The following is a 14,584-nucleotide window of genomic DNA, read 5'->3' as shown; positions in this document are numbered from 1 at the left end:
GCACCCAAAGCTAAAATTTAATATTATTTTACAGCTTCGTCCCAATATTTTGATGTAAAGGTTGTATCATCAACTACTGGATCTTTAGCTAAATCTTTATTGTATTTCTTTAAGAAATCACCTGTTTGCTTAATTGCCTTCATATCAATTTGTCCAATTTTTGATGTATCAAAGCCTTGTGGTGCTACAAGCTTAGCAACTTCTTTCGCCATATAAACTTGGTGATCTAAAGATACTGATTTATCAACATCATAAACAGTCTTTCCTGCAGCTTCTGGATCTTTAACTGCGTCCTTCCAGCCTTTAATTGAAGCTTTCAAGAAACGAACCACTAAATCTTTGTTTTTAGCTGTCCAATCAGAATTAACAAATAAACAATCTTCCATCATTGCAACATTTTCATCATTCATATCAATAATATTTAAATCTTCTTTTTTCATACCGCCTTCAAATAATAAACCTAATTCGTTATAAGTCATAGCTGACGCTGCATCAATAGAACCTTCTTTTACTTGATCCATTGTAAAATCTTGTTGTACAAGCTTTAAGTCTTTTTCTTTATCTAAGTTATATTTTGATAATAAAGCAAGTAATTCATACTCATTACCACCAAACCAATTACCGACTTTTTTACCTGCTAAATCCTTTGGTGAATTAATCCCTTTTTCTTTTTTAGAAACTAAAAGCATACCTGATTTTTGAAATACTTGTGAAACCTCTTGTAAATTGTATCCTTGCGCTTGATAGGTCATTAAACTAGATACCCAAGTAACTCCTATATCTGCTACCCCGTTATATACATTTTGTTCCGGGATAATATCGCTTCCACCAGGAAGAATTTGAAGATCAATACCTTCATCTTTGTAATATCCCTTTTGTTGTGCCACATAGTAACCCATAAATTGTGATTGAGGCAGCCATTTTAATTGAAGTTTAACTTTTTGAAGTGACCCATCACTCTTTTTTGAAGTATCACTTGAGTCTGCTGCTGGTTTATCCTTGGTATCCGATGTACTTGACGAATTAGCCCCACATCCTATAAACAGTGCCGTCATCGTCATTATAATCACAAATAAAGCTAATAATCTTTTTTTCATAATAAATTCCTCCATGTCTTTAATATTTTATTTTTTTCATGTATTTAGTATTTTTATATTTATACATGTTTCATATTTTTTATATTTTTTATTTTTGTTCATGTTTTATTTTTTTTTATATTTATGTAGGTTTTAATTTTTTTATTGTGTAGGTTTTAATTTTTTTATTGTGCATATCTTTAATATCTTTATCTTTGTGAAGCATGCCACTTTATAGCTCTGCGTTCTACCAATATAATAATTGAATAAAGAATGATCCCAACGACAGATGCCATAACAATATAGGTCCATCCCATGGCCATCATACCTTTTCTCAAATTATCTTTCACTCCAAAACCAATCCCTGAAGTAGATGAAGCGAAATATTCACTTATCATAGCCCCCATTATGGCCGCAGCAACATTAATTTTCAGTGCTGTAAATATACTTGGAAGACAATTCGGCAAACGAAGCTTAAAAAATATGACTTTTTTAGAAGCTGCATAAGATTCTAATAAATCTTTTGCAAAAGGTTTTAGATCATTTAAACCGCGATATGCATTAATTGCCATGGCTGCCATGCATACAACTGTTACTACTCCCACCTTTTGAGCAAAGCCACTAGTAAACCAACGATTCATAATTGGAGATAGTGCTACAATTGGAATTGCGTTAAAGGCTGATATTACTGTTAATCCTGTATAACCCCATTTAGGAAATTGAGTAGCTATTAAAGCAACAATAAATCCAATCAAACAACCTAAAGCCATTCCTACTAATGCACCTGCTACTGTAACTGCCGTATCATATATTGCTTTAGAAAAATTATTTTCAAGAGTTTTTACTATTTGTGAAGGTATTGGTAACTGAAAGGGTTTAAAACCTAATAAACTATGAATAAATCCTAATTCCCAAACCACTATTATAAGTATTCCAAAACTCAAGGGCCATAGAATGTTTTTCATTTTTTCTCCCATATCTTAATCTCCTTTCTTTAATATAAATGTTGTAAAAAGAATTGTTAAAATCTTAAAGATTTCTAGATGAAATACCCATTTAATGATCATTGACTATTGATCCATGATCATTACAATACACATTTATATGGTTTGTTTTCTCCAAGGTATTAAAATCTTTTCTGCCAAAATAACAATGAAGTAACTAATGATCCCCATAAAAGCACTTGTAAATACCGAAGCCCAAAACACATCTTTTGTACCTGAATATAATGAATAAAGAAGTTTCACGCCAATTCCACCACTTGAACCCAGCATATCTATCAAAATTGATGCTGTAATAGACATAGGCGCTGCAATCTTCAAACCTGCAAATAAATATGGAAGTGAGTATGGAATCATAAGTTTGCAATAAATACTTTTTTTCTGCGCTGCATAAGAATATAAAAGTTCCTTCTTTTCATTATCAACACTATTTAAGCCACTTAACATATTTATAGACACTGGAAAAAATGTAATATATGCTGCTATCACTATTCTTGAAGCATCCATATCTTTAACTAGCGTAAAGATAATTGGAGCTAAGCCCAATACTGGTACCATTTGCGATATTATTAAATAAGGGAGAGATATTTTTTCAGCAATTTTTGATAAACTCATTACAATTGCTAATAATACCCCTATAATTGTTCCAAGCGTAAACCCCATAACTGCCCTTGAAAATGTAAGGCCCGCAGCTCCCATTAATTCCGAAAAATTTTGTGCAATTGACATCACTACAACATGAGGATATGGCAATTTTGCTGAGGCCATAGGATCTTTAGCTACCTTATCTAGAAAGAAAGCAATTAATTCCCAAACTAGAATAACACCAATAGTCCAGACCAAATTAATCTTATATTTTTCTTTCTTAGTAATCATACCTACACCCCCTCAAAGCTGTTTCTTATCTTGGTTATATAGTCATAGAATTTTGTTGTTTGCTTTGATTCCATATTTCTTGGTCTTGGTATATTAATATCAATTACTGCTGAAACACGTCCTGGATGTGGAGAAAGCACTACTACTTTATCTGATAAAAATACTGCTTCAGAAATATTATGAGTTACAAAGATTACAGTCTTTTTTGTCTTTGTCCATATATTTAATAAATCCTCATGAAGCTTTTCCCGCGTAAACTCATCTAAAGCCGAAAACGGCTCATCCATAAGTAGTATTTCTGGATTGATTGCTAGTGCTCTTGCAATTCCTACTCTTTGCTGCATGCCTCCACTAAGTTCATAAGGATAATGCTTTCCAAAGTTTGTGAGTCCAACTAAATCAAGCATTTCAGTAACTTTTTCGGTACGTTCAGATTTTGGCATCCCTAAAAGCTCCATAGGCATACATACATTTCTTCTCACTGTTCTCCAATCATATAAAACTGGATTTTGAAATACTATCCCGTATTTTTTTTGTAGTCTTATATCTCTTGGAGTTTGACCTCTTACTATAACTTTTCCACTTGATGGTTGAAGCAAATCTGCTATAATTCTAAGCAAAGTAGTTTTGCCACATCCTGAAGGTCCAAGCAGTGAAATAAATTCTCCCTCTTTAATTTCTAAATTTACATCTTTAAGTGCTGTTACTGGTTCTCCTCCATTTTTATCTTGATAAATCATACTTAAATCTTCTATTTTGATTTCTATATTTTCTTCCATTGACTTTGGAAGTTCGACTTCTTTTAATATTGTATTCATTTATTTCAACCTCCTTTTATCCTGGAACATTTCACATCTATGAATAAAAGCAATGGCTTTTTTCATAAAAAAATAGCGCAAAACTTTTTAGGTCTTGCGCCATTGCAATTAATTCCATAACTTACTATATATATTTAACAAATCACCTTTATTAACCTCTTTTATAGTATTCGATGGGCTTCCACTGTTCATTGCATCTTCTGCCATTTTCTCTACTACCTTATCAAATTCCTCTTTATTAATTCCATATTCCTTTAAGGTAGGAATTTCACAAATACTGCATAGCTCAGTAAGTTTTTCTAAAAAAGCTTCTGCAGCTTCTTTGTCATTTTTTTCATCAGCTGCTGCACCAATTGCTCTCCCTATAGCTCCAAAACGTTCATAAGTTCCATCCAAAACATAAGATAAACATTCCTTTATAAGCATAGCATTTGAAATTCCATGGGCTACATGAAATAATGCTCCAATCGGTCTGCTCATTCCATGTACTATTGTTACCGAGGAATTATTTATACACACTCCTGCTTCATAAGCTGCTATTGCCATTTCCTCTCTTGCCTCTTTGTCTTCACCATCTGCATAAGCCAGAGGTAAATATTTAAATATCCTCTTTATTGCAGACAATGCAAAGGTGTCTGTTAGCGGGCTTGCTTTTTTTGAAGTATAAGCTTCCACTGCATGAGTAAGTGCATCCATACCTGTTGCAGCAGTTACAGTCTTTGGCGCTGTACTAGTAAAGCTTGGGTCAATAATAGCTAAATCAGGCAGCAATGCTTCCCCCTTTAGAAGCATTTTTATATTCCTTTTTGAATCCGTAATTACTGTAAATTTTGTAGCTTCAGAGCCTGTACCTGCGGTAGTTGGGATTAAAACCATTGGAGGAAAATTTCCTTCAATAACTTTTCCCATATAGTCACATATTTTACCTTCTAATTTTGTCATTGCTGCAATTGCTTTACAACTATCTAGAGGACTACCTCCTCCTATAGCAATTAAAAAATCACAATTTGATGCTTTATATGCCTTTACTCCACTTTCAATCATATGCTCTGTTGGCTCGCCTATAATATCATTAAATACTTCAAAAGCAATTTCCCATTTAGCTAAACAATCTGTAAGAATTTTAACTGTACCTGCCTTTGTAACATTTTTCCCTGAAATTACAAAAGCTTTTTTACCCAAAGTCTTTATTACATTTTCACTTTCTTCTAATGCATTATCTCCAAAAATTGTTTTCCCTGGTAAACTAAATTCATAAGCCATCTAATTCACCTCATTTAAATATATTCTTTATCAACAATACTTAGTACTTCATCAAGTTTTGCAAGTTCTTCTTCTAATTGTTCTTTTGTAATAATTAATGGAGGTGCAACTAGTATCATATTTTCATGAGAATAAGTCATAAACTTTCTTTCTTTTAGTAGTCCTATAATTTTTCCCATTATTCCTTCTGGATCTTTACCATATTGTACTAGCGGTTCTTTAGTTTCCTTATCCTTTACTAGTTCAACCGCTGAAAATAATCCAATATACCTTACATCACCAACACTTGAGTGAGAAGCTTTCATAGCTTCTAATTTTTCTCCAAGAACTTTTCCAACTTTATTAACATTTTCTAAAACATTTGCTTCTTCATAATAATTTACTGTAGCTACTCCTGCTGCACAAGCTAAAGGATGCCCACTATAAGTTAACCCACAAGATAATAAATTATCCTCAAAATATTCTGCTATTTCCTTTGATACAACAACCCCACCAAGTTGAACATAACCACAGGTAACACCTTTTGCAAAGGTTACTATATCTGGTTTTACATCAAAATTCTCAAATGCGAACATCTTTCCAGTTCTTCCCCAACCTGTCATTACTTCATCACAAATCATTAATATATTGAACTCATCACATAAGGCTCTGACCCCTGGAAGATATCCTTTTGGTGGTATAATAACACCATTTGATCCAGTTATTGTTTCAAGGACAATTGCTGCTACACTGTCTGGTCCTTCATAAATAATTTGTTCTCTAAGCTTTGCCAAATAATATTTTGTTGCAGATTCTTCTGATTCAAATTTTATTGGTTCCCTATAAATGTATGGATCAAAGAATTTCACAAAACCAGGAATTCCTGGTTCCAATGCGTATCGTCTAGGTTCCCCTGTTAAGTTTCCTGAACCAAAGGATGATCCATGATAGCTTCTGTAACGACTAAAAACTTTTGATTTTCCTGTAAACATCCTTGCAATTTTTATAGCATTTTCGTTTGATTCTGCTCCTGCATTTGTAAAAAATACTTTTCCCATATTATCTGGCATTAATTCCACTATTTTTTTTGCAAGCTTTGCTCTAGGTTCAGCCCCATAAGATGGCCCTACAAAACAATACTTATCCACCTGCTCTTTAATTGCATCTCCTATTGCTTTATTTCCAAAACCAAGATTCATATTTACAAGCTGAGAAGACATATCTGAATAACAATTTCCTTCATAATCCCAAAAATAAATACCATCAGCTTTTTCTATTGGAATAGGATTTATATTTCTTTGTTTGCTCCAAGATTGTAAACTATATTTTTTTAATGTACTCTTAATTTCCTCACCATTCATTTTTAACACTCCCTTACTTTCTGCATATAAAAAAACAGAACTTATTCAAATGAACAAGCTCCGTTGCTGTTACCTTTATAAATTCGTTTTATTCTTTAACTTGTACTTATTATATAATGGTCTTTACTGTGTTTCAATAACTAAATGACTAATCCTTTTTGTGCAGCTGCACAGTTAATTCAGTTATGAGCTAAGAGTTATAAGTTAAGAGTTATTGATGCAGCTATAAAAGGTCTTTAATATAGAATCCTAAATAAAACCTTAGTTTTTCTTCTAGATCAAGCGGGTTGTATCCAGTAATCTTCTCTATCTTTTTTAATTGATTATTAACTGTATTTCTATGAATATATTGTTTTTCAGCTACAAGACTTTGGCTTCCATTGTTTTTTAAATACATATACAAAAAGTCAGTTAAGTCTGTATTATTTTCTTCATCATACTTTTCCAGTTTTCCTATAGTATCTTCATAATATTCTTTTAATACCTGTTTATCTTTTGAATTAAGAAGTAATTTATAAATATCAAGCTTTTTATAATCTCTTACTTTCTTACCTTTTTTCTTTGCCATCTTCATAGCCGTTAGTGCTTTATTAAAATTCTCATCTTGAACTCTAATATCATTTAAATTTTCGCTAATACCTATGTGTATCTTCCATAAATCATCATCCCAATTTTTCAAAAAAGTATTTACAAAATTATCTATATCATAATCACTATAATCTACTAAAACTAAAATACAACAATCATTATAAGCAAAAGAAATATATAATTGATGAATACTTCTAGCAATTTTTTCTGAGTACATTTTTATTTTTTTCATATTATATTCTTTATCTTTATTTTGACTGTTTTCAAAAGCTATAGCAATAAAGCAAAAACGACTGTCTCTTAGATAACCATATCTCTCCATTTGAGAAATCAAAGTATCTAAATCTCCAACTTTAAAAATTATATTTTTGATTGTACTTGCAATACTGGCTTCTGTCTCTTCACTTTTCATAATACGATAACATATATCCCTTGTTACATCTACCATTCTTGTTTCCCATGGAATAGTATAAAGTGGTATATTCACAGAATCACAATATTCTATTACTTTTTGAGGAATTCCTTTTGTATATGGTCCAATATTAACTACAAATGCACTAGTCCCAACACTATACAGCTTTTTTGCATATTCTAATAACCAATTATCATTATTATTTAAAATACCCGATGTAAATACAACTTCATTTCCGTGAAGAAATTGGCTCACCTCATCATTTTCTATAATATGAACCCATTCAACAAGGTTGTTTAAGCCTTTTTGTCCTGCAAGCAATTTCATTTGATATAAAACAGCCCCATTTCCAAATAATTTCCCTACAGTAACTGACATGCTATTTCGCCCCCTAGTTATGCTTAGGCATAATTTTTAATAATCATTATATCATAAAAATTCTAAATTTATCATTCATCTTTGATAATCTTTCTATAATTTCTTGTATTCTAAAAAGAGCAAATTACCTTGTATATTTCTGGTAATCTGCTCTTAACGTTCCAATTAACATATATTCTTTTTGTAAAAATTACTTAACGATTTTTAATTTATCTTTTATTTCAAAAACTTCTTCTATACTAAAGACCCATCCAACCTGAAAGTACCATCATTTGAACTTCTGATGTTCCTTCATAGATTTCAGTTATTTTTGCATCACGCATCATTCTTTCAATTGGATAATCACTTGTATAACCATAACCACCAAATAATTGTAAGCATCTATTAGTTACATCTGTTGCATTTCTAGCAGAAACTAATTTTGCCATAGCAGCTAAATGTGTGAATTTTTCATGTTCATCTTTTGCACAAGCAGCTTGATATACTAAAAGTTTTGCAGCTTCTGTGTTTGCACGCATTTCAGCAAGTTGAAATTGTGTATTTTGGAATTTTGAAATAGGTTTTCCAAATTGAATACGTTCTTTAACATACTTTACAGTTTCTTCTATTGCACCTTCAGCAATACCAAGAGCTTGTGCAGCAATACCAACACGTCCTCCATCAAGAGTTGCCATAGCAATGTTAAAGCCTCTACCTTCTTCTCCTAAAAGATTTTCCTTTGGAACTATACAGTTGTCAAAGAATAATTCACAAGTAGAAGATGCACGGATTCCCATCTTTAATTCATGGCTTCCAACAGAGAAGCCAGGGAAGTCTTTTTCAACTATGAATGCTGAAATACCTTTTGTTCCTTTGCTCTTATCTGTCATTGCAAGGATAATATAAATATCTGCATAACCTGCATTAGTTATGAAAATTTTGCTTCCATTTAATACATAATGATCGCCTTCTAATACTGCTGTTGTCTTTTGCATTGATGCATCAGTTCCAGCTACAGGTTCTGTTAATCCAAAAGCACCTAATTTTTCACCTGAAGCAAGTGGTTTTAAATATTTTTCTTTTTGCTCCTCTGTACCATATGTGTAAATTGGTGTAGCACAAAGACTTGTATGAGCTGAAACTATAACACCTGTTGTAGCACAACACTTTGATAATTCTTCAACACATTGTACATAGCTTAAGGTATCCATTCCTGCTCCGCCGTATTCTTCAGGAAAAGGTATCCCAAGTAACCCCATTTCAGCCATTTTAGCTACATTTTCTTCTGGGAATCTCATACTTTCATCAATATCTTTTGCAATTGGTTTTACCTCATTTTCTGCAAATTCTCTATACATTTCTAGTAATTGTTCATGATTTTCATCTTGTTTAAAGTTCATTTTAATTTCCTACCTTTCTTTTTTCTATTTCCTTTTTAATATTTATGAGATATCGCTTTATTTTTATTGAAACTTACTGACTTAATTATTCTATTGGACAGCATACTTTACCTGGATTCATAATAGAATTAGGATCGAAGACTTTTTTAATGCCTTTCATTAATTCCATATTTATTTCTCCAACACTATCTGCTAAATAGCTCATTTTTCCACTACCAATTCCATGTTCTCCTGAAACAAGTCCACCGCATTTTATTGCTTCTTCGTAAATGATCTTAAAGAATTTTTCAACTCTAACTTTAAAGTCTTCTTCTTCTAAATCATTGCTGCATTGGTAAATATGAAGATTTCCATCCCCTGCATGTCCAAAACTCTTAATTGTTAGTCCACATTCTTCACCTGTTTTATTTACAAAAGTAAGATATGGAGCAATTTTGTTTACTGGAACTACAACGTCACATTCATCTAATAATTTAGTTTCTGCCATAATTGCTTCTAAGAAACTTGAACGTGCAGCCCAAGCATCCTTAATTTTTGCTGGTGTATCAGCTACAAGCACATCAATTGCCCCTGCTTCTAATACAATCTCACTTGCTTCTTCAATAAGATTATTCAATTCATCTTCATTCCCTGCATCTAAGGTTACAAGTAAATAAGCATTTGCAGTAACTCCATCAATTACTTGTGGGAATACGCTCTTACCAATATATCTTTCACTTGATAAAACAATTTCTCTTTCCATAAATTCGATAGCTTGTGGATTCATGTGTTCCATTTTAAATTTAGGAACAGTTGAAATACAATCTTCCAAATTTTCAAATGGAATAATTAAACTTGCTACTACCTTAGGTGCTGGCATAACCTTCAAAGTAAGTTCTGTAATAATTCCAAGAGTACCTTCTGATCCAATCATCAAATTAAGTAAACTATAACCAGAACTTGTCTTTGATACAGTAGCTCCAAAATCTGTAATTTCTCCTGTTGGAAGAACAACCTTCATTGCACGTACATAATCACGTGTTGCACCATATTTAACAGCTCTCATTCCACCTGCATTTGTCGCAACATTTCCACCTAGGCAAGCAAACTTTTCACCTGGATCTGGAGCATATAATAAGCCTTGTTTTATACAATCCTCTGCAAGATCATTTAAGAGAACACCTGCTTCAACTTTAACAACAAAATTTTCCATATCGTATGAAAGTATTTTATTCATTTTTGTAATATCTATTAATACTCCACCTAGAAGTGGTACTGCGCCTCCTACAAGACCTGTTCCAGCTCCTCTTGGAGTTACAGGTATTTTATTTTCATTACATATTTTCACGACTTTTGAAACTTCCTCTGTAGAATGAGCCATAAAAACAACTTGTGGTGCTACTTTCCCATAAATAGGCATTTCATCATGAGAATAATCTTCATTTATATCCTCACCAGTTAAAATATGCCCTGGAGCTGCTTCCTGTAATTTTGAGATTAACTCTTCTGTCAATTTATTATACTGTTCCAAAATAATCATCCTTTCTCACATACAAATTTAAAACCCTAATTCCTTTAAACTAATACGCAACCCTACGTCAATTCGAGGACTCATCCCCAACTGTAAATCAAAAATAGACATTAGTCCACAAGGAATCCTCCCCAACTGTAAACTGTAAATTGTACACTGTAAACTGTCTAAAGTGTTCCTATAAAGCATATGATTCCCGCAATAACTACATATGCAATAAAATACTTCAATACACTTCTTAAGATTTTACTTTCTGAACCAGTCTTATCAATTGCACTTGCGCCAATTGCAATACTTTGTGGACAAATCATCTTTCCTATACCTGCTCCAAGAGTATTAGCAGCAGCCATCCATGCCCCAGAAAGTCCTAAGTTTTGAGCTGTTTGTGATTGTAGTCCTCCAAACAACACGCTTGTTGATGTACCTGAACCAGTTACAAATCCTCCTATAGCTCCAATTAATGGAGAGATTAAAGGATATGCACCACCTGTAACAACAACTAAAAGACTTGCAATAGCTGAAATCATTCCACTATAACTCATTACCTTAGCCGTTGACATTACTGCACAAATTGTAACAATAGTTTTCCAATTTGCTTTTAAGGTATTAGCAAGAACTTCAAACATCGTTGATATCTTTGCTCCTTGAACTAAGCCTCCAATAATGGCAGCAATAAATATAATTACCCCTGGTGTATTAATCCAACTGAAAGTTAAAGTATTTCCACCTTTACCAGCATAAACAACAACACTGCTTTTGAAGCCTGCAATCAAGTCATGAATTGGTGCACATAGTGTAGACGTAAACATCAACATTAAAAATATTAAAATAAATGGACACCAAGCTTTTATTGCTTTGTCAAAAGATAACCAATTTTCTTCCTTTTCACCATTAACTTCAAGACAGTGCTCAGGTTGTGGTTTTTTATTAAAGATTTTTGCAGCAATAACTGTACATATCATACAGCAAATTGATCCAACTATATCTGGTAATTCTGGCCCTAATACCATAGCTGTAATATAAGCAGGTACTAAAAATGATAATGCAGCTACTAGTGTAACAGCAAATGACCCTTTCAAGGCTTTTATTCCTCCGCCTACTATACACACCATAATAAATGGACTTATAAAAATTAAAGCTGCTTCAATTATTGCTGTATTTGCAGCCAATTGGTTAGTTGCAATTCCAGTTACTGAAGAAACTGTTACTAAAGGTATACCTACTGATCCGAAAGCCGTTGGTGTACTATTGGCAACCAAACATGCTAAAACTGCAGAAAATGGATTTAATCCAAGTCCAGCTAGCATAGATGCTGGAATGGCAACTGCTGTACCAAATCCAGCCATACCTTCCATAAAGTTTCCAAATCCCCATCCAATAATTAATGTTAAAACTCTTTTGTCTATTGAAACTCCAGCTAGCATTTTTTTAATGAAATCCATAGCACCAGTTCGTAAAATCAAATTATACGTAAACAATGCTGCAATAATAACCAAGCAAATTGGCCATAATGCATTAAGTATTCCTTCCAATACTCCTGTCATCGTATAAGAAACATCCAATTTAAAGAAAAATATAGCTAAAAGCATTGCTAGAACAAGTGCAATAGAGCAAGCTTTATAACCTGGCATTTTTAATCCACTAAGTGCAATAATGAGCCAAATGATAGGTAATATTGACATTAAGAATTTAAAAAATAACATTCTTCTGTCCTCCTTAAATGTTTTTAATGGCATTATTTTTTTAATTTGTATTCCACTTATTAGTACGATTATATTGCTTAAATTGCTGCTAATGCGTATAAGTTCTAATTAATACTGAACATCTCAATTCAAAAAAATTCTAAAAGACAAGTAAGAATTTAGCTTTTCCCTATAATCTTTCGTCACTAATTACAATTGAGAATTTGCCAGTGATAATACAAACATATATACTACATTTTTATATACATTAAACTTGTTTTTACTTTAGTTATTTACTTTCAACTTATGGCTTTCATGAGAGTTTTGAGGTTAAGAGTGAACTTTATTCTGCTTTTGCCTTTTTCATTTCTTCAATCATGATTGGAAGAATTTCAGTTACATTTCCAACTATGCTTAAATTTGCAATTTCAAAAATTGGTGCTTCTTCATCTTTATTAATTGCTACAATATAATTAGAGCCTGTCATTCCAGATGTATGTTGTGTTGCTCCAGATATACCACATGCAATATAAAGCTTTGGTGCAACTATTTTGCCTGATTGTCCAACTTGATGTGCACGAGAAATCCAACCATTTTCAATTGCTGGTCTTGTTGCACCAACTACACCACCAACCACTTGTGCTAATTCTTCAACAAGTTTGAAATTCTCAGCATTTCCCATTCCACGTCCACCAGAAACAATAACTTCTGCCTCTTCTAAGTTAACAGATTCAGAAATTTCTTTTATAGTGTCAACTATCTTTGCTTTGATTGTATCTGCTGAAATTTCAACTTTCTTTTCTGTAACAGTTGCATTTGATGTGCTTTCTGGTTTTGCAAAACTACCATTTCTAACAGTAACTATGGCTGTTCCATCTACTTCAATATGTTCTAAAACTGTTCCACCATAAGCTGGCCTAGTATATATAACTTTTCCATCAGTTTTATTAATTCCTGTAACATCACTTACACACCCTAAATTTAAACGCCCTGCAACTCTTGGTGCAAGATCTTTAGCAAGTTGAGTATTAGCTAATAAGACAACCTCTGGATTTTCTTCCTTAACAATTTCTGATAATACTTCTGTCAAAGTGTCACAATCTCTAGCTGCATCTATAAAAGTTACTGGAATTCCTAAAGTCGCTACTGTGTCTGCAATTGTTTTATTTCCAACTACTATAGCTGTTCCTTCTGCATTTAATGCTTTTGCTGCAGTAATAAGTTCAAGGCTTCCGCCTATTACTTTTTCTCCATCTGTTTCAATGAATAATAATCCCTTCATACTTTTGTTTACCTCCTTAATTAAATTGCCTTATCCTTTTTCATTTGCTCCATAGCAGCATTTACTGCAAGCAGAGCATCTTTCTCTTGAATTTTAATTCCGCCCTCTTTCTTAGGAGGTTCAACATATTCAATGCAGTGAACTTTTTTAGGATTTATCTCTCCAATTTCGGCTGCAGAATAAGTTGGTATTACTGCCTTACGACTTGCCATCTTACTTTTAATAGTAGGATAACGTGGATCATAATCAGGCTTACTTACTGTTACTACTGCGGGACATTGTAAAGAAACCACATTGTAACCATCATCAGTTTCCTGATGAATTTCCATAGCCTCACCTTTTAAATCGATTACAGTTGCACTACTTATATATCCTAATCCTAATTTTTCAGCAAGCATAGCTCCAACTTGTCCAGTAATTTCATCTGTCGACTCTTTTCCGCATAAAATTAAATCAAATTTTTCTCCCTTATCTTTTTCAATTTTATGAATAGCATCTGCCAAAACATGAGCTGTTCTCATGGCATCTAATTCTGCATATTGGTCATCTTTTACAAAAAATGCTTCTTTAGCTCCAACAGCAAGACAGTTTTTTAATGTGTTTGTTGTATCCTCTGCTCCAACTGTCAACACACTAACATTTCCTCCATTAGCCTCCATAAAGCGAACTGCTAATTCTAATGCATAGGTATCAAACGCATTAGCTACTAAGCTTACACCTTTCAAATTAGGCTTTTTCACTTCTCTATCCAAATGTATTTCAATAGAATCATCTGGAACTTGTTTTACACATAATAAAATCTGCATAATTTCCCTCTCCTTTATTCTTCAAGCTGTTTTTGTAGGAATATGAAAACAAATAACAAATCTAATAGCATAATTGTGAATTTAAGAGTTCGAAAATACTATTTTATATTATTATTTTGTTGAATTTTCATAAATCCGCTCTTTTTATTGGTCTTACCAATTCACAAGTAAAT

The 14,584-nt window shown here is 32.6% G+C and carries 12 protein-coding genes; all 12 read right to left on the bottom strand.

Features of this window, described 5'->3' with window-relative positions; translation table 11 throughout:
* Positions 1–23 precede the first annotated feature (23 nt).
* Positions 24–1,097 (bottom strand): ABC transporter substrate-binding protein, encoded by a 1,074-nt coding sequence (locus L3B98_RS11805; protein WP_238916752.1) that lies wholly within the window; start codon positions 1,095–1,097, stop codon positions 24–26.
* A gap of 188 nt (positions 1,098–1,285) precedes the next feature.
* Positions 1,286–2,053, bottom strand: a complete 768-nt coding sequence (locus L3B98_RS11800) for an ABC transporter permease subunit (RefSeq protein WP_015394200.1) — start codon at positions 2,051–2,053, stop codon at positions 1,286–1,288.
* A 123-nt stretch (positions 2,054–2,176) separates the two neighbouring features.
* Positions 2,177–2,953, bottom strand: coding sequence for an ABC transporter permease (locus L3B98_RS11795; RefSeq protein WP_238916751.1), 777 nt, complete (start codon positions 2,951–2,953; stop codon positions 2,177–2,179).
* Positions 2,954–2,955: 2 nt separating this feature from the next.
* Complete coding sequence (locus L3B98_RS11790) at positions 2,956–3,771, bottom strand: ABC transporter ATP-binding protein (RefSeq protein ID WP_238916750.1); 816 nt, start codon at positions 3,769–3,771, stop codon at positions 2,956–2,958.
* A gap of 108 nt (positions 3,772–3,879) precedes the next feature.
* Complete coding sequence (locus tag L3B98_RS11785) at positions 3,880–5,034, bottom strand: iron-containing alcohol dehydrogenase (protein ID WP_238916749.1); 1,155 nt, start codon at positions 5,032–5,034, stop codon at positions 3,880–3,882.
* 14 nt (positions 5,035–5,048) lie between these two features.
* Positions 5,049–6,374 carry an aminotransferase class III-fold pyridoxal phosphate-dependent enzyme gene (locus tag L3B98_RS11780; RefSeq protein WP_238916748.1) on the bottom strand — a complete coding sequence of 442 codons (1,326 nt, stop codon included), beginning with the start codon at positions 6,372–6,374 and terminating at the stop codon, positions 5,049–5,051.
* A 223-nt stretch (positions 6,375–6,597) separates the two neighbouring features.
* Entirely contained in the window at positions 6,598–7,752 is a 1,155-nt protein-coding gene (locus L3B98_RS11775; RefSeq protein WP_238916747.1) for a PucR family transcriptional regulator ligand-binding domain-containing protein, read from the bottom strand.
* A 239-nt stretch (positions 7,753–7,991) separates the two neighbouring features.
* Positions 7,992–9,131, bottom strand: coding sequence for an acyl-CoA dehydrogenase (locus L3B98_RS11770; RefSeq protein ID WP_015394206.1), 1,140 nt, complete (start codon positions 9,129–9,131; stop codon positions 7,992–7,994).
* Between the two features lie 85 nt (positions 9,132–9,216).
* Complete coding sequence (locus L3B98_RS11765) at positions 9,217–10,641, bottom strand: FAD-binding oxidoreductase (RefSeq protein ID WP_017810442.1); 1,425 nt, start codon at positions 10,639–10,641, stop codon at positions 9,217–9,219.
* A 167-nt stretch (positions 10,642–10,808) separates the two neighbouring features.
* Positions 10,809–12,344 (bottom strand): L-lactate permease, encoded by a 1,536-nt coding sequence (locus L3B98_RS11760; protein WP_238916746.1) that lies wholly within the window; start codon positions 12,342–12,344, stop codon positions 10,809–10,811.
* Positions 12,345–12,666: 322 nt separating this feature from the next.
* A complete protein-coding gene (locus tag L3B98_RS11755) occupies positions 12,667–13,605 on the bottom strand; it encodes an electron transfer flavoprotein subunit alpha/FixB family protein (RefSeq protein ID WP_238916745.1) in 939 nt (312 codons plus the stop codon).
* A gap of 20 nt (positions 13,606–13,625) precedes the next feature.
* Positions 13,626–14,411, bottom strand: coding sequence for an electron transfer flavoprotein subunit beta/FixA family protein (locus tag L3B98_RS11750; RefSeq protein ID WP_238916744.1), 786 nt, complete (start codon positions 14,409–14,411; stop codon positions 13,626–13,628).
* Positions 14,412–14,584 lie beyond the last annotated feature (173 nt).

The organism is Clostridium sp. YIM B02555 (assembly GCF_022320955.1).
GTDB lineage: Bacteria > Bacillota > Clostridia > Clostridiales > Clostridiaceae > Clostridium > Clostridium saccharoperbutylacetonicum.
The sequence above is the reverse complement of the archived record's forward strand: the minus strand, read 5'-3'. Positions and strand labels throughout refer to the sequence as shown.

Excerpts from the sequence above, each read along its gene's own strand:
- L3B98_RS11770 (WP_015394206.1), bottom strand. The coding sequence starts at position 9,131 with ATGAACTTTAAACAAGATGAAAATCATGAACAATTACTAGAAATGTAT.
- L3B98_RS11775 (WP_238916747.1), bottom strand. The coding sequence starts at position 7,752 with ATGTCAGTTACTGTAGGGAAATTATTTGGAAATGGGGCTGTTTTATAT.
- L3B98_RS11785 (WP_238916749.1), bottom strand. The coding sequence starts at position 5,034 with ATGGCTTATGAATTTAGTTTACCAGGGAAAACAATTTTTGGAGATAAT.
- L3B98_RS11800 (WP_015394200.1), bottom strand. The coding sequence starts at position 2,053 with ATGGGAGAAAAAATGAAAAACATTCTATGGCCCTTGAGTTTTGGAATA.
- L3B98_RS11805 (WP_238916752.1), bottom strand. The coding sequence starts at position 1,097 with ATGAAAAAAAGATTATTAGCTTTATTTGTGATTATAATGACGATGACG.
- L3B98_RS11795 (WP_238916751.1), bottom strand. The coding sequence starts at position 2,953 with ATGATTACTAAGAAAGAAAAATATAAGATTAATTTGGTCTGGACTATT.
- L3B98_RS11760 (WP_238916746.1), bottom strand. The coding sequence starts at position 12,344 with ATGTTATTTTTTAAATTCTTAATGTCAATATTACCTATCATTTGGCTC.
- L3B98_RS11780 (WP_238916748.1), bottom strand. The coding sequence starts at position 6,374 with ATGAATGGTGAGGAAATTAAGAGTACATTAAAAAAATATAGTTTACAA.
- L3B98_RS11750 (WP_238916744.1), bottom strand. The coding sequence starts at position 14,411 with ATGCAGATTTTATTATGTGTAAAACAAGTTCCAGATGATTCTATTGAA.
- L3B98_RS11790 (WP_238916750.1), bottom strand. The coding sequence starts at position 3,771 with ATGAATACAATATTAAAAGAAGTCGAACTTCCAAAGTCAATGGAAGAA.
- L3B98_RS11755 (WP_238916745.1), bottom strand. The coding sequence starts at position 13,605 with ATGAAGGGATTATTATTCATTGAAACAGATGGAGAAAAAGTAATAGGC.